General features: G+C 48.9%; 11 protein-coding genes. 3 read left to right on the top strand and 8 right to left on the bottom strand.

Annotated elements, in window-relative coordinates; translation table 11 throughout:
• Nucleotides 1-332 precede the first annotated feature (332 nt).
• Together GA693_RS14060 and GA693_RS14055 are read left to right on the top strand one after the other, a co-directional pair.
• Nucleotides 333-671, top strand: coding sequence for a chaperone modulator CbpM (locus GA693_RS14060; protein WP_005181858.1), 339 nt, complete (start codon nt 333-335; stop codon nt 669-671).
• 76 nt (nt 672-747) lie between these two features.
• Entirely contained in the window at nt 748-1,017 is a 270-nt protein-coding gene (locus GA693_RS14055; RefSeq protein WP_034598128.1) for a YdcH family protein, read from the top strand.
• A gap of 87 nt (nt 1,018-1,104) precedes the next feature.
• Here GA693_RS14055 and GA693_RS14050 read toward each other — a convergent pair whose 3' ends face one another.
• The 7 genes from GA693_RS14050 to GA693_RS14020 all read right to left on the bottom strand — a co-directional run bounded on the left by GA693_RS14050 (nt 1,105) and on the right by GA693_RS14020 (nt 16,248).
• The gene (locus GA693_RS14050; protein WP_160241666.1) at nt 1,105-2,331 is read right to left on the bottom strand and encodes a CorA family divalent cation transporter; all 1,227 of its coding nucleotides are present in this window, start codon (nt 2,329-2,331) and stop codon (nt 1,105-1,107) included.
• 97 nt (nt 2,332-2,428) lie between these two features.
• Nucleotides 2,429-4,516 carry a polyribonucleotide nucleotidyltransferase gene (gene pnp / locus GA693_RS14045; RefSeq protein WP_171065134.1) on the bottom strand — a complete coding sequence of 696 codons (2,088 nt, stop codon included), beginning with the start codon at nt 4,514-4,516 and terminating at the stop codon, nt 2,429-2,431.
• 247 nt (nt 4,517-4,763) lie between these two features.
• Nucleotides 4,764-5,033: a 30S ribosomal protein S15 gene (rpsO, locus tag GA693_RS14040; protein WP_004637724.1), complete on the bottom strand. Its 270-nt coding sequence runs from the start codon at nt 5,031-5,033 to the stop codon at nt 4,764-4,766.
• A gap of 217 nt (nt 5,034-5,250) precedes the next feature.
• Nucleotides 5,251-6,318: an RNA-guided endonuclease InsQ/TnpB family protein gene (locus tag GA693_RS14035; protein WP_160241667.1), complete on the bottom strand. Its 1,068-nt coding sequence runs from the start codon at nt 6,316-6,318 to the stop codon at nt 5,251-5,253.
• 685 nt (nt 6,319-7,003) lie between these two features.
• A complete protein-coding gene (recD, locus tag GA693_RS14030) occupies nt 7,004-8,779 on the bottom strand; it encodes an exodeoxyribonuclease V subunit alpha (protein WP_160241668.1) in 1,776 nt (591 codons plus the stop codon).
• A 62-nt stretch (nt 8,780-8,841) separates the two neighbouring features.
• On the bottom strand, nt 8,842-12,558 hold the full coding sequence (locus GA693_RS14025; RefSeq protein WP_160241669.1) for a UvrD-helicase domain-containing protein: 3,717 nt from the start codon (nt 12,556-12,558) through the stop codon (nt 8,842-8,844).
• A gap of 3 nt (nt 12,559-12,561) precedes the next feature.
• Entirely contained in the window at nt 12,562-16,248 is a 3,687-nt protein-coding gene (locus tag GA693_RS14020; protein WP_160241670.1) for an exodeoxyribonuclease V subunit gamma, read from the bottom strand.
• A 181-nt stretch (nt 16,249-16,429) separates the two neighbouring features.
• Between GA693_RS14020 and GA693_RS14015 the strand changes: the two genes are divergently transcribed.
• Nucleotides 16,430-16,936 (top strand): hypothetical protein, encoded by a 507-nt coding sequence (locus GA693_RS14015; protein WP_005181834.1) that lies wholly within the window; start codon nt 16,430-16,432, stop codon nt 16,934-16,936.
• Between the two features lie 74 nt (nt 16,937-17,010).
• On the opposite strand, the gene pap is transcribed toward GA693_RS14015, so the two are convergent.
• Nucleotides 17,011-18,435 (bottom strand): polyphosphate:AMP phosphotransferase, encoded by a 1,425-nt coding sequence (pap, locus tag GA693_RS14010; RefSeq protein WP_160241671.1) that lies wholly within the window; start codon nt 18,433-18,435, stop codon nt 17,011-17,013.
• Nucleotides 18,436-18,614: the final 179 nt, after the last annotated feature.

Here is an 18,614-nt window from a genome sequence, read left to right as displayed (position 1 = left end):
ACATAATTTGAAACAATATAGTTGCTCTACCCTCTGTCCGTCCCTCTCGAAAGCCTGAATAATGAATAAAATTTAAACAGTTTATTTAAGCTGAAGGTAGGCCTGTTGACTGTTCTTGCTGCCAGCAAAATGGCGAAAAAGCAAGCAAGGCTACGTTTCAAGCACAAAGGAATACCAAACAAAACAGCCAAATGCTGAAATATGGTTTTAAATAAAATTAATCCTTCAGATAAAACAACAAGAGCGCAGCGCATAGACCCAAAATTGCGATAGAGCAACCCATGCATCTGCTCTTCCTTGTTTTAACAAGTTCAAGCTAAAAGGAGTAAGCCATGACCACGATCCAATATCGCGAAAACTCCCAGTCTGGTCGCCCACAAGCTGAAATTATAGATGAGCGCGTATCTTTTGATTTAGAGCATTTTGCTGAAGCTTGTGGTCAAAGCCCAGAATGGGTATTACAGCTTTTAGAATATGACATTCTCCCTTCACGTCCGGAAGAACGGATTCACCAGTTCTTTGGGGAAGATGTCTCTCGTGCCCGCCAGGCCTATCGCCTGCAACGCGATTTTAATGCCAGCTTTTCTGCCGTCGCCATGATGCTCGACCTGATTGATGAACTGCAAAATTTGCGCAAAGAAGTCAAACATCTGCATTTAAGACAAAGCTAGGCACCACGCCATTTACTCTCTACAGGGAAATCTGCGTATTTCCCTCTCTTTATTTTTGGGAAAATAGACGGTCGCAATGAAAACAAAAGAATGCAACAAAAAGGTCAAACTCATGTTCCCGGAGTTTCGGGAATTAATGCAACAACTGCGCGAAGACAACCCACATTTTGCGCGCCTGTTTGAAGATCATGAACATCTGGACCGGAAAATCAGCCAGCTCGAGCTTGATCCGGTTCATCAGATTAATGATGATATCGAGGCGCTGAAACGCAAAAAATTAAAACTGAAAGATCAGATTTATCAGCTTTTGCAGCAGGCCCAGCAAAATCCTTCATCTTCACCTTAACCGGTTTTTATTGCAGTGCGATGAAATCTGCATTCTGCCCGAAAGAAAGTATATGCTTTCTTTCGGGCAGGCAAATGAAGGACTGCGTTATTTTGGTTTAAGCTGAGAATCTCGAAGAGCGTTCTGACCTTCCGGTGGTAACGGCTTGCCGGGCACATAATCCAGAAACCAGAACAGGTCAATCCGGGTCCGATCCGGTCGCTGCGAAAGCATGTCCAGCACACTTTTTTCACCGCGTCCCACCATATGCCGCCGATAAAAATAATACAGCAGCAACAAGGTGGTAATAAGCATGGTGCCAAGCATCACCCAGAAAGCATAGGGTGAACCCAGCCCCGGAATCATCACGAAATTCATGCCATAAATTCCGGTTAACAGGGTTAAGGGTGCAAACACCGCGGTAATAATCGCCAGAATCCGCATATTTTCATTGGTCTGGTTGGCAATGGCAGAAAAATGCAGATCAATGGCCGCCTGAATGGCACTTCTTAAACGCAAGGTATGTTTCTGGATGCGGGCCACATGGCTGCTTAAGTCATCTACCCGCACCAGCATGATTTCCTGTTTTTCACTGCGTTTCTTGCCTTTTAAATGCAGATAGTTTTCGACAATTTCATCGCGCAGTTCCTGCAAGGTATCAATCTGTTCTTCACACAGATTTTCCACATGCTGAAATGCCATATTTTCCTGTAGCAACTGATGCCACTGGTTAAAACGGCGATGGCCCTGCAACAGCTCACGCTGCCAAAACTCGACCCGGCGGGTTAAAGGATGGCGCAGATTTAAATAGTCATCGACCATACTGTTCAGTAAACGTAAGGCCAAATCTAGAGGCGAGGTTGCCAGTTTTTTCGGTTTATTCTGCTCTTCAGCTGGCCGGCTTAAAATGGTATCTAAACGGGCAATATAATTTTCAATGGCTTTATTGCCCTGCTCACGCACCGTAATAAGCACCTGCGGGGTCAGAATAAAACTGACTGGTGTGATGCTTAAGCCAAACACATGCTCATGCGCTTCGTCATTAAAGTTATAAATCTGGTCATCCGGGGTAATCAGTTTGCGGAAAATCAGCAGGTCATAATCTTCCAGACTATCGAAATTGCAGGGATGTTCCAGATTTAAAATATCGCGCAGATGATATTCGTTCAGCCACAGCTGGGTGAGCTGCAGTACCTGTTGCTGCCACTGTTCCGGATGCTGGCGTACATCTTCCCGGGTATAGTCCAGCCAGATAAATTCTGCCTCGGCGGCCGGCTCCCGATGCAGAAATAACTGTTGTGTGGTGTCATGAAGGGAAAAATGATACTGTTGCATCCGCGTGCATCCACATTCCTGTCATTTTATTTTGCGATCATGCCATAAAAAAGCCCGCTTCATAAAGCGGGCTTTTTCAATTCATCAGGGCCTGAAATTAAGCCTGATCAATGTCTTTCATGGTTAACTTGATACGGCCACGGTTGTCGACATCTGCAACCTGGACTTTCACTTCCTGGCCTTCTTTCAGTACATCAGTCACGTTAGCTACACGCTCATTTGAAATTTGAGAAATGTGCAGCAGACCATCTGTACCCGGCATGATGTTTACGAAGGCACCGAATTCAACAATACGAATTACTTTACCGGCGTAGATTTTGCCTGGTTCAACTTCAGCAGTTAAAGCCTGAATTTTGGCAATAGCCGCTTGTGCAGCTGCTTTGGTTTCACCAAATACGCGAACGGTACCGTTGTCTTCAATATCAATTGCCGCTTTGGTTTCTTCAGTGATTTGACGAATGGTTGCACCGCCTTTACCAATCACGTCACGGATTTTGTCCGGGTTGATGGTAATGACCTGGAAGGTAGGCGCATGCATTGAAATTTCTGGACGTGCACGTGAAATCACTTTGTTCATTTCGTTCAGGATGTGCATACGACCGGTATAAGCCTGGTTCAATGCCACTTCCATGATCTCTTCAGTGATCCCTTCGATTTTGATGTCCATTTGCAGCGCAGTAATACCGTTGGCAGAACCGGCAACTTTAAAGTCCATGTCGCCCAGGTGGTCTTCGTCACCCAGGATGTCAGAAAGCACTGCGAAACGCTCGCCTTCTTTGACCAGACCCATCGCAATACCCGCAACTGGTGCTTTTAGTGGAACACCGGCATCCATCAGTGACAGAGATGCACCACATACAGACGCCATAGAAGATGAACCGTTCGATTCAGTAATGTCCGATACAATACGGATTACGTACGGGAAGCGGTCAGCAGCTGGAAGAACCGCTTGTACACCACGACGTGCCAGACGACCGTGACCGATTTCACGACGTTTAGGACCAGACTCACGACCCGTTTCACCAACCGAGTAAGCCGGGAAGTTGTAGTGCAACATGAAGTTGTCAGTTTTGGTTCCAGCCAGGGTATCAACCATTAATGCATCACGGGTGTTACCAAGAGTCGTTGTTACCAACGCCTGTGTTTCACCACGGGTGAACAGCGCAGAACCGTGAGCACGATCAAGAACGCCCACCTGTACATCTAACGCACGTACAGTTTTGGTGTCACGACCATCAATACGCGGCTTACCAGACAGGATGTTGTCACGTACAGTGCGGTATTTCAGATCTTCAAACAGTTCATTCAGGTCATCTGCGATGCCATCTACATCTTCTTCAGGTACGAACTGCGCAACCGCCTCTGCTTGCAATGCATCCAAAGCAGCATAACGGTCTTGTTTGATTGCAATGGTATAGGCTTCAGAGATTTTCGCTTCAAACGCTTCTTTTAATTTCGCGCGAAGGTCTTCATTTTTCTCTGGTGCAGTCCAGGTTGACTCAGTTGCGCCAGCCGCTGCTGCAAATTCATTAATCGCCTGAATCGCAATTTGCATTTCGTCATGACCGAATAACACTGCGCCCAGCATCTGGTCTTCAGACAGTTCTTTCGCTTCAGATTCAACCATCAGTACTGCAGCTTCTGTACCTGCAACCACGAGGTCAAGGTCAGACTGTGCCAGCTGTTCGTGGTTCGGGTTCAGGATGTATTCACCGTTGATTAAACCCACACGTGCTGCACCAATTGGGCCACGGAACGGTGTACCCGCAATTGCCAGTGCTGCTGAAGTACCTAACATGGCAGCAATATCCGCTTCCATGGTTTTGTCAGAAGAGACAACTGTTGCTGTTACCTGGATTTCGTTGTAATAACCTTCCGGGAACAATGGACGAATTGGACGATCAATAAGACGTGAAATTAAAGTTTCTGCCTCAGACGCACGGCCTTCACGTTTGCCATAACCACCCGGAATACGGCCAGCAGCGTATTGCTTTTCTTGATAGTTTACGGTTAGTGGGAAAAAGTCCTGACCGGCTTTTGCTGTTGGCTGTGCAACTACCGCCACCAGTACCGATACACCACCCATGGTGATTAAAACCGAGTTGGCCTGACGTGCAACACGACCGGTTTCCAGTACCACGTTGTACTGACCATATTGGAATTCTTTACGAATAATATTAAACATTGACATGTATTTTTGTTTCCTGATTTTATTCTAGTGGAGACCCCTAAGGTTTGGCATTCACGACTCAGGTTCAAGTAAATGACAAAGCTTAGAAGCCGACCTCACTAGAAATATAGGTTTTTTAAACACAAAGAAGGAGCGAAACAATCGCCCCTTCTTAATTACCCGGTCAACGCCGGGTACACTTTAGTTTTCAGACATACAGCGCAACGCATGCAATAACCCGAAAATAAAAGTCTAAATCGAATTAACGACGTAAACCTAAAGCACCGATCAACGCAACATAACGACCGTGATCTTTACCGTTTAAGTAGTCTAATAATTTACGACGTTGGTTAACCATACGGATCAGACCGCGACGGCTATGGTGGTCGTGTTTGTGCTCTTTGAAGTGACCTTGTAAGTCATTGATTTGAGCAGTTAAAAGAGCTACTTGAACTTCTGGTGAACCAGTGTCGTTTTCAGCACGAGCAAATTTAGCGATGATCTCTGCGCGATCTGCGTTTGTTAAAGCCATTCGATTTCTCCGAGATGCTTATAAAATACCTTGATAAAAATCAAACCGATGTCAAGCATCTGTCTGACTGCCGTGCATCACTACAGCAAGTGCATTATTTTAAGACAAAACCGCTTAAATTGCAAAACACAACGCGAAAAAGCCATGAATTATCCGATGCGATGTCACATGAATGATGCAGCGTCTACCCGGAGGATTGATTCTATTCTTGACATCCTCACCCACCTGAAAGGAGGGTAATTCCTACTGCTAGACGCTTATGCCCAAGCGCAAGTATGTTCTTGGCGGAGTTTAAATCGCGTTGATTTACACTTCCGCATTCACATTCCCATACTCTTATTCGCAAATCTGCTCTACCTTTCGGACTGCTTGCGGTGATTGTACCGCAGCTCGAACAGGTTTGGGTTGTGAATCTCTCATTGACTTCCTCAAACATGACCCCTGCGTTCTCGCATTTATACTTGAGCATGGTTGTGAGTGCTGAAAATCCTGTATCTAAAACAGATTTCGCCATTTTAGTTTTTACAAGTTTGTTCGCTCTTAGATCACCAACGACAATCAGTGCATTGTCTTTCACCAGCTGGGTGCTAGCCTTGTGCAAATGGTCTTTACGACAGTTTGCAATCTTGGCGTGTAATGCACGGACACGCTTTTTATTTCTCGCTCTCTGAGCAATCCCTAATTTCTGTTCATATTGATGGTAGAACTTGGGATTGGAAATGATCGTACCATCTGAACAAGTAGCAATATCTTTTAAGCCTAGATCAATGCCCACGGCTTTTGTGGCGGTAGGTTTGTCTTGTTTGGGTGAATCAACCACTAAGCAGACATACCAACGTCCACGACTATCCTCTACAAATGAGCCTGTTTGAATGCTGTATTTCGATAGTCCGTAACTATCCCATAGCTTGAATTGATGCTTGCCATACTGAACGTATCCATCGGCATATTTAATAGCGACCTTTTTAAAGGGTATCCAACCTAGTGATCTTCTTGCTGATTTCTTATTACTGACACGCCATCTCAATTTTAATTTTTTGAACTGTTTTCTGCGAGTGACCAATTCTTCTGTTACAGCCTGAATGGTTTGGCTATGAAGACTACATTCCTTTGATGCGCCTTTCGTGTATTTAGCAATATCGTATGCTGAAAAGAATTGTTGTTTGCGCTGTAGGTGTTTGAAACACAAATCATTGACATAGTTCCAGACAAAAGTAACTTCAGATGCCAATTGGTCTAGCACCTTTGTGTGACTGTTTTTTATGCGTAATTTAAGTGTTTTCATGGGCTTATATTAGCTCATATTAGGCTTGAAATATTGTTTTTTAGCAATTAAACGACATTTCATGTCGTGTCGCTTATATCTCTGACCTGAAAGACAGAGGTTTACGCTCCATTTGATAAAACACCGAGTAGAAGCCCAAGATGATCAAACGCAAATAAGCCAAGATGGAATAAAAATAGCCCGGGAATAAATTCCCGGGCTATTTTTTGCGCTGTAGTTTCTTCTTTTTTCGTTGTTCTAATTTTATTTATTGTGATGTATAGCGAGGCTTTGGCCTTCTTCTAATCAACATTCCCTGTTTTAATTGGCTTTCCTTATGTGATAGATTTTGCCACAAGCCCTTGGGGAAAGAAGCAGATAATTACCTCTCTCCTTGTACGTTTTCGCTTACGTCGATGAATGACGCTTCATTTTTTTGATTTTGAACTGCCAATAAAAAAGCCCTGTAGTCTCTCCCAAAACTACAAGGCTTAGCGGCTGTAAGTTTCCTCTTTTTTTCACCTACTTCAATGTAAGCTCGCTGTCTCTCGACTTTCTTATTCTGGTTTTGCGATTTTCCTCAACTTTCCGTGTTGAGCTTTTGTGTGAAGTCATCTTCTCAAAAACTCAGGCAAAGCTCTATGCGCAAATTTCTCGAATCGTTGTAAGCATTTTCTTACAACGGCCGGGTTTATTTATGCCAACTTTATAATGACAAATGTTCATTTACTTTTTCTAACACACCACTGTTACGGCTGGTTTTCACGGTTAAGGCCTGTACCAGCGCCTGCCGGTCGGCCAGTAAACTCACCACCGATTTGGCCCGGGTAATGGCGGTATAGATCAGTTCCTTGCTCAGCAGATTCTGCGCGGCCTGATCCAGCACCACCGCCACATGCTGAAACTCCGAACCTTGAGATTTATGAATGGTCAGAGCAAATGCGGTTTCAATATTTTTTGGCAAGCGTGTGGCTGGCACCCATTTATCCAGACTCGGGAAATACACTTCAAACTGCCGGTTGCCCTCACGCAGACGTTGCAGACACAGGCCAATATCACCGTTGGACAGGCCGAGCTGATAGTCGTTATAGGTCATCATTACCGGCCGGCCGACATACCAGTCGCCCTGCTTGGCCACGTCCAGAACCAGTTGCTGCAACAAACGCTGCTCAATCTGCATGTTCAGCTGTTGCAAGCCCAAGCCACCATGCCGAATTGCAGTCAGAATCCGATACTGGTCAAAGGCTTTCACCACCTGCGCCACCACCGCGTCCGGATCATCGGCCTGTAAATACTGTTTTAGGCTGTGCACATAGCCCTGATAGCCCAGCATCAGTTTGTCATAATAGCCCTGCCCGGCTATGGGATCCGGGGCTTCATCGGGTAAATATTCCAGTTGCAGTACATCGGCCATGTCCTGCGTTAAAGTTACGGCCTGTAATTCGCCCGGCTGCACCAGCTGTGCGGCAAACTGCTGCAAGATTTGCGCGGCCGGCTGTTCAGCCGTTTGCTGCTGAATAAAGCGGGCCATTTCACCAATTAAGGCACCGGCTTTAAAACGGCGACTGGTGACCAGATGCACATGATTATCTGCCAGTGCCGGCACCTGCTGTAAATCGGCCAGTACCGAACCAACATCGACCGACGCCAGCTGCTGCGCATCTCCCAGTAAAATCACCCGGGTCTGTTCAGCAATGGCATTGAACAGCATACTGGCCAGATTCAGGTCCAGCATGGAGGCTTCATCAATCACAATCAGGTCATAAGGTAAAGGCTGCCGAGCATGAAAACGTGGCTGCTGCCGGTTGCCAAGGCCCAAAAGCCGGTGGATGGTAATTGGAGTCAGGCGTTTGAGATCGTCACTGACCAGATTGGCAATTTTCGGATCATCAAAGGAATTCTGCAGTGCTTCTTTCATACGCTGCGCGGCTTTTCCGGTCGGGGCCGCCATGGCAATCCGGATTTCCGGCAAGGCCTGGTTTAGCACGGCAATAATCCGCGCCAAAGTATAGGTTTTACCGGTACCCGGGCCGCCCGTAATCAGGTTAAAAGCGGTAGTCGCGGTCATTTTGAGCGCCTGCTGCTGGTGCTGGTCTTCCAATAAATGCAGATAGTCCGACACATCTACCGCCGTAACAGCTTGCTGTTTTAAGCGTGCCACCTGCTGTGCCAGCGCCGACTCCAGCGCCCAATAACGGTACAGGTATAAATGCTGCTGGTCATAAATAAACGGCGCCACCGAACCCGGTTCAGAACCGGAACCGACCAGATTGGCCAACGCTGCCACCTGTTCGGCAGAAGCGGCTATACAGCTGTCACCATTGAGAGTAGCCTCCAGCAACTGCGCGATGATTTTAGCGGAATCTTCTCGCTTTTCCGCCTGAAAAAAAGGCGCCTGTAAAAGATAGTTACTCCAAAGCGCAAACCATGCCGGGGTTTGGGTTTCAGGCGTTGCTGCTAAAACTGTCCGCTGGTTGTCCACACTATTATCCTCAAAGTTATCCACATGCTAAATCATTCTTTCTTTAAATGTTATTAAATGATTTAGGCAATTTTCCCCAGTTGATCGACAGTTGGATTCCCCAACAGTGCATCCAGTCGCAAAATAAACTCGACCGGCGGTTTCCAATGGTACACGCCCTGCCCGGCCTGACCATTCATGCCGCGCAAATACAAATAGCTGGCCCCACCTAAATGTTGATAAATATCGTAATTTTCCAGATGGACTTTCAAGTAGCGATGCAGGGCCACCAGATACAGACCGGCCTGCAGCCAGTAACTGGACTGTGACATGCTGGCCTGCACCGAGGCCGCCTGATAATGCGACTGATCGGCGCCTAAAAAGTTACTTTTATAATCGGCAATATGGTAACGGTGGCCATCAAAATACACCAGGTCAATCGAACCGGTTAAATAGCGCGCCGAATTGGCATCATGAAAATCCAGCATCTGAATGCCATATTCATCAAACAGCTGATGAATCCGCTTGATCGCCAAGACCTGATCGGACAAGGACAGATAAAACGGAAATTCTGCCAGATGCTGCTCGGGCGCCAGCTGTTTTAACTGAAAGCCCGGATGCAGCGGTGTACTCAGCACATCCAGCAGCCAAGCCGACAGCCAGCTCAGCAAGATGTCCTCCGTATGTTCCGGATATTCCTGACTAAACTTGTCCTGCAGCTCCTGCCACAAAGAAGGATAATCATTTTTAAAACGGCGCTGGATTTCCAGCGGCCAGTCCTGCTGATCCTGAAAATCAATGTGTTCAAAAATCTCATGCAGGAAATTACCGGCCAGCGTACCCATCGGGAACTGGCGTTTAATCCAGGCAATCGGCTGATTCAGGATGTCGACATCAGCCACCGCTACTGGCTGATGCAGTTCATCAGAGGCACTGCTGTGCTGCTCAATATGAGCCGCCAGCGCATCAATCGCCTGTTTACGGCTTAAATGCTGGGCCAGAGCACTGAAACTGGTTTTACTGCGCGGATAAAAACGCTGCTGCGGGAAAGTCTTTGCCGTTAATGGCAGCGTCTGCTCATGCTGCTGCAGCTTCAGCCTTGGCGGCTTTTCAGTCAGCAACGCTTCATCGCCACAATGCGGATGCTGGAAAACGTCGCTGCCCTGACCGCGCCAGAAGGCCAGACCGGAGCAGGATTTTCCGCTCTGATCCTGCAAAATGGCATAGACCCGATGGCTGGCCCGGGTCAGCGCCACATACCACAGACGGCGTTGCTCAGCTTCGGCCCGAAGCTGATGCTGCTGTTGATCCTCTGCACTGAGCAAGGCTGCTGCATTTACCGCAATCAGACGCTGCTGCTCGGTTTGACCGGTCAGCGGATTGACCGCCTGAATGGTCGAGAAATTCAGGGTTTTGTTGACCTCGCGAAAGTCCTTATCAGCCCCCAGCAAAAACACCACTTTAAATTCCAGCCCTTTGGACTGGTGGATGGTCATCAGCTGTACCCCGGCGGCATTGGACAGTTTTCGCTCCAGTTCCCACTCGCGTTCACTTGGCGCCTGCAACTGTTTTAAATACCACTGATACAGGGTTTGTGCACCCTGATAATGTTCGCTGTGCTGGCTAAGCAGTTCGCTTAAATGGCGCAGATTGACCACCACCCGTTCATTGTCACGGCTGTGATGGGCGACCAGATTCTCCCAGACCTGAAACAGGTTCAGGGCATATTGCCAGGCACTTAAAAAGCCTTTTTCAAACCAGATGCTGCGGATGCAGTCAAAATCATCCATAAACTGGCTCAGGCCGGCCGGATGAGCCTCCAGTTCCAGTAAGCGCTGTAAATTAAAATTCAGCAGGCGGCTTAACAAGGCCCGTTTGACTTTGGCTTCATCATAAGGATGCATGATTGCGGTCAGCACCGCACCCACATCTTTGGCGATCTGGCTGTCAAACACACTGCGTTTGGATGGACGGTTCACCCGAATCCCGAGCCGCTCCAGTTCATACTGCACCTTGTCCAGCCCGTCATGGTTTTTGGACAGCACCGCAATATCATCTTCAATTAGCGGGCTGCGCTCCTGACCATTGTGCAGATAGATCTGCTGCTGCGCCGCCTGATTTAAAAGCTCCCGGATTTTCCAGGCCACCTGCAATGCTTCATTATTTTTGTCTTCTAGCATTAACCAGCGTAAGGGCTGCCGGTTCTCCCCTTGCCCGTCAATTAAGGCCGGATGGGGGCGAGGTCCAGCTTCTACCAGGCTATATTGCACCTCTTCACCAAAATCTATTTGGCGCTGGAACAAGGCGTCCACCACTTCCACCAGAGCCGGAATAGAACGATGATTGTATTTCAGGCTATACAGGCGCCCCTGTTTGGCCTGCACATCGGCCTGGGCCTTGTTATAGGTCAGCATATCACCGCCGCGGAAACCGTAAATGGCCTGTTTTGGATCACCGACCATAATCATGCAGCCCTGCTGATAATAGCGGGCATGACGCCAGATACTGGCCAGCATACTGTCCTGATCCTGGTTTGTATCCTGAAATTCATCGACCAGAATCAGCGGATATTTACTGTGCACAAACTGGGCAAAACGCAGTCCCTGCTCGCCCTGCAAGGCTTCCGACAGGCTGCGGATCTGCTGGGCAAAGGTGGTTTCACCTTTTTGCTGCAACACCTGTGGCAGGCGTTTTTTTACTTCACGGCTTAAATAGTATTTGAGATAGGCATCCAGCAGCTCTAAATCCAGTTGCAGTTGCTGCAACTGCTGGCAGAAGGCTTTCAGCCGTTGAATCACCGCATGCTGTTCAAATTGCGTCAGCACCTCGTCCGGGCATTTGTTCAGCACTTTTTTGGTGGATAAATCGGTACACAGCTTTAAGGTTTTTTCAAAATGTGGTGCAAACAAGGCATAGCCGCGTTGCTGGGACAACGCCTTTAGTAATGCCGGCAAAGCCTCGCATAAGGTGTGTTGCATCAGCTGATTGGTGCGCCACTTTTTCCCGACCAGTGCAGCGTACTGGCCCTGCGCCAGATAATAGTCGCTTAGGCTGTCGACATCAGCCAGATCCAGCTGCAACAACTCATCAATGGCTGCTTCAAACTGGTTTAAATCCAGTTCGGGCGCCGGTACTTCACGAAACTGGGCCGAGGCAAAATTCAGGGTATTTTCAACAATACCCACATAGGCGTCGACATGCTTGAGTTTCTTTTGCAACAGCAGATAATTCACCACCTGCTGTGGCTGGGCCTGCAGCCATTGCCGCAGCACATCATGAATCAGCTGATGCACATAACTTTTGGCATCATCAGTAATATCGGCGCGTTCAATCTTGCCACATTCAAAACTGAATTCTCGCAACAACTTCTGGCTAAAACTGTCTAAGGTACCCACAAACAGTTCATCCAGCTGGTCAATCACCAGCTTGAGCCGGTCACGGGCAAAGTCCGGTTTGGCAGCATAATCCGCCAGCACTTTTTGCAATAGCGGATCGGACTCAGTCTGGGCCTTGGCTTGCAGTTCGGCTTCGGTATAAGACTGGCACTGTTCAAAATAACGTAGGGTTTCAACCAGACGTGCACGAATCCGGCTTTTCAGCTCGGCCGCGGCGGCACGGGTAAAGGTGGTCGCCACCACCTGATGGGGTAAATAGGCTTCCAGAAAAATCCGCACAATCAGGCTGGATAAGGTATAGGTCTTGCCGGTGCCAGCCGAAGCTTCAATCCAGTGCAGCCCCTTGAACTGCATGTCGGTAATGGGCTGGAAAGATAGTGGCGAAGAATGTGGAGTAGCGGCCATCATTTACTCCTCAAGCGTCTGCTGGTGCCAGAAAATCGGCTGGTATAAATCATAGGAAAACTGTTCACAGGCATGTACCAATAATAAACTGGCATCCTGCTCCTGCAAAATAAACTGCCAGTCACGATGATGCTTGCAGGCTTCATTGTCGGCCACTGAAAAGGCACTGAACTGGCCTGAATCATTCCAGTCCTTATACAGCCCCTCCAGATCTTTCAGCTGCATACGCTGTTCGGCATCGGGTTCCCATTCATGCTGCTTGCCTTTTTCCGCCACTTTCAGCAGCAAGGCTGATGGCAGTACCAAGGGCTGGCGCTGGCCATAGTCCCAAGCCTTAAACCAGTGTTCCAGCCACTGTCTGGCCTGATTGGAACTGACCCCTTCACAGCAGACGGTATCATCGCTAAATACCACAATCCGCTGATGCTGCTGGCCGCCATCACCCAGATTCAGATAGGCCAGCCAGAGCAGATATTCCAGCCAGAGTGCGGTACGGCGTTTGGCACGCGCACTGGACGCTTCCAGACTAACCCAGCGCTCGGCGCCCTGTTTTGGCAGGGTCAGGCGGATGTGCAAGTCAGGACGCACTTTCCAGACCTGTCGGGTGATAGTCGTTTCACTCGGTGCATAGTGCTGCAAGCGGGCCTGTAGCTGCTGCTGTTCGACCAGACTCATGGTCCAGCTGCCTTCACGAATTTTGCCAATCGGCAGGCGGTCTTGTAACAGTGCCGGATCGGGCGTATCGTGCTGCTGTTTCAGAAAATCGCGGATGGTATAACGGCCTAAACCATCCAGCAATAACGGCTCGGCCTGATCGCTGCGCTGTTCCGGGCGCAGGTTTTCCACCCCGACACTTTTTAAATACAGCCGCGCCGGGAAAATCATGTCCTGAATCCATTGCTGGCTGTCCAGCACCTGCAAATCCTGGGTCAATAAAGGATAAGGCTGATTGGCCCAGTGACTGCGCTGCCCACCCGGCTGACGAATCTGCTGTGCCACTGCATACCACTGGTCCTGAAAACGGATGATCTCGCTGGATTCAAAACCGAGCGGATCAAACGGCTGTAAACGGTGCACACAGTACAGCTGACGCAACTGCTCCGGCACCTCAATCCCGTCAATATTCACGGTCTGGTTCAGCGCAGACTCGGGCTGCGGCGCGGCAACAATCAGCGCCAGATGCTGAATCAGCTCCTGCAAGATGCTGGACGGATCACGCACCTGCCCGTCATTGACATCAAAGCCGTTATAAAACAGCCAGACCTTGTCCTGCGCCAATAGCAGTGCATCCAAAAATGCACCCTGATCATCTTCCAGACGCGAGCGGTCACCCAGTTGCGGTTTCAGCAACTGCATTAAATCGAATGGCAGCTGCACATTACGATTCGGGAATTTGCCACTGTCCAGATTCAGCATCACCACCAGTTTATACGGCAGTGGACGCAGCTGGCCCAGCTGGCAAAAGGTAATCTGGCCGCTTGGTTCAGCCTGTTCCAGTTGTGCTGCCAGCTGTGCTTCAATTTCTTCCAATATATACGGCAAAGGCAGACTTAAGGCCGCCAGTGCATGCCGGTCCTGCTCATCATAATAGCTAGCCAAAGTCAGCATACGGTATTGCTTTTTAATGATTTTATAGACGTTTTCCAGCGCGGTGACACCGGCTGCACTAAACTCGTCAATGTCTTGCATTAAGCGTTTTAGCCACTGTTCGGCCCGCGTGTTCTCGCCGCGTTCATGCGCAATCATCCAGTGCCGGCGCTCGGCCAGGTCCTGATAAATCTGGATCAGTTTGGCAATCAGTTCAAAATCGGCCGGCATTACCTCGGCAAAACATAGCGTATCCTGAAACAGGGTATGCTCCGGAATGGCCAGCCCCAGCGCCAGACGATCCAGCGCAAATTTAAAGCTGAAGCGATAATCCTGATCATCGGCGCTCAGGCTGCGCTGCAAATGCTCGGCATCAAAACCGCGTTTAAAACCAGCGGCACTGAGCAGTTCCAGCAGACGCTCCAGCTGGGCAATGTCCAGCTCATAACGCTGCAAACTGGCCGCTAGCCCAAGCCAATCAGCAAATTCATCCAGACTAAAGCGGCCCTGTAACAGACGAATCCGGCCAGCCACGGCGCGCCAGGCATTGCTGACATCCAGCTGGCTGACCCCGGCAATCTGAATTGGCAAATACACGCTGTGCTGGGCCAACCTGCTGCTGTCATGTGAGGGACTGCCCAGATCACGCGCACTCGGTGGTGGCGCAAAGACACTGCGGATTAAAGGTTCGATCTCTTTTAAATTCGGACTCAAAACCAGAATATCGCTTGGCCGGCGCGGCTGCTCTTTCGTGCCTTGCGACAGCCAGTGCAGCAGCTGGTCTTTTAACACTTCCAGCTGACGCAGACTGGAATGGCAGACATGAATCTGGATGGAATCATCATGCTGCTCTAAAGCATATTGATGCGCGGCCGGTTCATTTAAATACAGGATATCGGCCTGCAGCTTGCCCAATAAGCTGGGCTGATAGTCATCAATAAACAGATCGGCCCACACGCCTTCTTCACCGGAAGATAAGGCAGAGAGTAAGGAGAAATGATCGCGTGCCTGCTTGCCCAGACGGGTCAGCAAGGGATGACGCGACTCACGGTTCTGGGCATTAAAATGCAGAGTAAACTGCTCGAAAAACTGAGCAATCTCGGCATCATTGGCCTGTGGATGCTGCGCCAGAAAACGCTGTTTCACCCGCGCATCATAACGTGCCTTCCAGTTCGGATCGACGCTGTCGGCCCAGTACTCCTGTGAAGGGTTGTAATGCAGGATAAAAATTTCAATGTACTGACCTAAACGGCGCAGGAACTGTAACTGCTGCGGCGGCAAGTCCAGCAAGGTAAATACCACCAGCTGTTTCGGTAATTTGCGTAGCGCCTTGCCCGGCTGCTCCGGACTGCCCAGCGCCTGCCAGAACAGCTGGTCAATCTGCTGCATCTGCTCAAAATCTTCATGAAAAACTGCCTGCCACAGCCAGCGCTGCCACGCCTCCAGTTCTTCTGCCTGCTGCAGCATAAAGCCCGACACTTCGCTGTCGGTTTTAAAGAACATCTGCTCCAGATCAAGGGCCTGATCACGGCCCCATTGCATCAGCCAGTTGGTCGGACAGCGGCACTGCTCGCCACAGCCTTTCTGGCAATGCCCGCGATAAGTCATATAGTGGCTAAACAGTTTGGATACCTGTTCGGCCACCCAGTACAGCATGCTCTGTTTTTTCAGCTGGCGTTCCAGCGGCTGTTCCAGCCGGTCAGCACTGGCATAAATCCGCTGGATAATCGGAAACAGCGCATGGCTGGTTGCTAGCGGATTCTGTTCCGGCTGAATAAATTCTTTTAGCGCCTGAAATACGCGCCATTTAATGATAATTCGTGGAATATTGGCTTGACGGACCAAGTCTTTCTGATCGTGCAGCACCCATTGATAGGCACTCCACTGGAAACCGCGAATCCGGTGATGAAACTCGGTATTGGCACAGATGCTTTGATGTTCGGCCAGACGTTGGGTTAACCAGGCTTCCACCGCAGGGGACGGCACAATAAAGTGCTGGGTTTTTAATACCTCCAGCGGATGCGCTGCAGGTTTACGGACTGTCTTCAGCATCGCCTCGACCAGTACATCGACACGCTGACTTTGAATGACATGAATCCCCATAACGCTCTACCCTGTTAAACTTTTGCCATGATATCTACAAAACCATAAAGATTCATTACTATACTTTTGCAGTTGCCTATGTCACTTTTAGCTCATGGTTCGATTCAAAAATGCTTTGAAATACGTACCTTAATAGTGCTTCAATAAAAAAATCGATACACCGCTTAAGGTATTTAATATTATGAAAATAGACAAGATTCCCAACTCGATTGACCCCAATTTAAATTTAGAGCAAGTTCGTGCTGACTGTCTGGAGCTGGTCAAAAAACGGGCCTACGTGTCCGCAGGCGCGGCGGTCATTCCGGTTCCATTTTTAGATGTCGTGATTGACGTCGGTATTTTGTCACAACTGATTCCTGAAATTAATGCCCGTTTTGGTCTGTCGCCGGAACAGGTCAGTGTCTATGACCCCGAAACCAAGCAGATTCACTGGCAGGAACTGCGTAAACGCGGCATTGAATTTTCCGGTTTGGTGGTGGCACGTACCGCCGTCAAAAAATCATTGAACAATGTTGCCGCGAAAGTGATCACGAAGCAAGTCACCAAATTTATTCCTTTAGGCGGACAGCTGGTGGCGGCCAGCCTGGGCTATTTTGTCATGAAGAAAGTCGCCGAAGCGCATGTGGAAGAAAGCTATAAGATTGCCAAAGGCATCCAGCAGAAACAGACCCAGGTGGTCAATGGCTAAGCCTTTTTCCTCAATCTGATGCCGGTCCAGTGACCGGCATTTTTATGGCGGATTCATGTATGGTTGCTGCCGGCTTAATCAGCTTTCAGCTGTTTCAAGATGGTTTTCAGCACTTCAATCCGGGCACTGTTTTTGTCATTGGTGGCAATAATATGCCACGGTGCATCCTGGGTGCTGGTATGGGCAAACATATCGGCGACGGCATTTAAATAATCATCCCAGCGGTTCCGGTTCCGCCAGTCTTCCTCGGTAATTTTAAAGCGTTTATGCGCAGTCTGCTCACGCGCTTTAAAACGCTGTTCCTGCTCATCTTTGCTAATCGCCAGCCAGAACTTGATAATCACGGTCTGATGTTCGGTTAAATCCTGTTCAAAGCGGTTAATTTCCGCATACGCGCGTTGCCATTCCAGGTCACTGGCAAAACCTTCAATCCGCTCCACCAGCACCCGGCCATACCAGGAACGGTCAAAAATACAGATTTTTTCTTCTGGTTGCAGCTTGGTCCAAAAACGCCATAAATAAGGCCGGCGTAATTCATATTTTTCTGGTGCGCCAATGGTATAAATTTCGTATTCACGCGGATCCAGCTTTTTCACAATCCGTTTAATTGCGCCGCCTTTGCCGGCTGCATCCATCCCTTCAAACACAATCACCACGTTGCGGTCATCAAAACGCAAGGCATCGGCCACTTTGCGGCTGAGTTTTTTGAGTTCGGCTTTATAGTCGCCCTCATCCAGCGCGGCATTGTCCGGATTGAGCAAGGCCTCGGGAATCGGCGCCTGCTGCCAGCTCTGCTCAACAGTTTTCGGATGCTCCGAGCAATCTTTAAAAGCCTGTAATACATGCTGGGCAAACTGCTGGTCACGCAGCTGCTCATCTTCACCATCAATAATAATCCAGTCATCGGTAAAGCGCTGGCGCAGCTTTTGCAAGGTGTCGTACTGTTTTTTGTTACGCCAGTCGAGGCCATTCATCTTATGCCAGCGCACTTCGCTCGGGTCCATCTCGTTCAGGCGTTTTTGCAGGGTTTTCCAGGACAGGTCAAACCAGATCTTGACCACATCGACCTGGTTGTTTTTTAAATCCTGTTCAAAGGCCCGAAAACGCTGCACATACTCATCAAACAGGCTGTCATCAAAAGGCTTCGAGACATGGGTGGCACTGCTGAGCAGATCGCTATACCAGTTGCCAAACAGAATCATGATCTGCCCTTCGGCCGGAATAAAACGGGCATAGGGCTGCCAGAAACTGGTTTTGAAATCAAACAGGTGTGCGGCATCGGCCTTCACATGCAAATAACGCGGATCGACCCATTCACGCAGCTGTTTCACCGCCTCGCCTTTGCCAGCCAGCTCAATGCCGCTGACCAGAATCACCAGACTTTTGGCATTGCTCTGACCGCGGCTGTCTTTTAGGGCATATTGTGCTTCAATCAGCTCGACAGACAGCTGATCTTCATCCATTAACTGAAATTCTGTTTGCGGGTTCTGCTCGGTCATAGGCACACACTCTTGTTTTATTGTTCCGTTCAGTATAACCAGCCTGCTGGCCGGGCGGCTGATGATTTTGTATAGCGCGTCTGTCTGATTTTGTCTATTTCTAGTGCAAACTGACCCGATGATCCTGAATCTGTCACCAATTTGTCATGGCCTGTGCATGTAACTGGCTTTAGAATGCC

Source organism: Acinetobacter indicus, from assembly GCF_009914475.1.
Classification (GTDB): domain Bacteria; phylum Pseudomonadota; class Gammaproteobacteria; order Pseudomonadales; family Moraxellaceae; genus Acinetobacter; species Acinetobacter indicus.
Note: the sequence above shows the minus strand (reverse complement) of the source record. Positions and strands in the feature narration are given on the sequence as shown.

Excerpts from the sequence above, each read along its gene's own strand:
- pnp (WP_171065134.1), bottom strand. The coding sequence starts at position 4,516 with ATGTTTAATATTATTCGTAAAGAATTCCAATATGGTCAGTACAACGTG.
- pap (WP_160241671.1), bottom strand. The coding sequence starts at position 18,435 with ATGACCGAGCAGAACCCGCAAACAGAATTTCAGTTAATGGATGAAGAT.
- rpsO (WP_004637724.1), bottom strand. The coding sequence starts at position 5,033 with ATGGCTTTAACAAACGCAGATCGCGCAGAGATCATCGCTAAATTTGCT.
- GA693_RS14020 (WP_160241670.1), bottom strand. The coding sequence starts at position 16,248 with ATGGGGATTCATGTCATTCAAAGTCAGCGTGTCGATGTACTGGTCGAG.
- GA693_RS14055 (WP_034598128.1), top strand. The coding sequence starts at position 748 with ATGAAAACAAAAGAATGCAACAAAAAGGTCAAACTCATGTTCCCGGAG.
- GA693_RS14050 (WP_160241666.1), bottom strand. The coding sequence starts at position 2,331 with ATGCAACAGTATCATTTTTCCCTTCATGACACCACACAACAGTTATTT.
- GA693_RS14060 (WP_005181858.1), top strand. The coding sequence starts at position 333 with ATGACCACGATCCAATATCGCGAAAACTCCCAGTCTGGTCGCCCACAA.
- GA693_RS14035 (WP_160241667.1), bottom strand. The coding sequence starts at position 6,318 with ATGAAAACACTTAAATTACGCATAAAAAACAGTCACACAAAGGTGCTA.
- GA693_RS14025 (WP_160241669.1), bottom strand. The coding sequence starts at position 12,558 with ATGGCCGCTACTCCACATTCTTCGCCACTATCTTTCCAGCCCATTACC.
- GA693_RS14015 (WP_005181834.1), top strand. The coding sequence starts at position 16,430 with ATGAAAATAGACAAGATTCCCAACTCGATTGACCCCAATTTAAATTTA.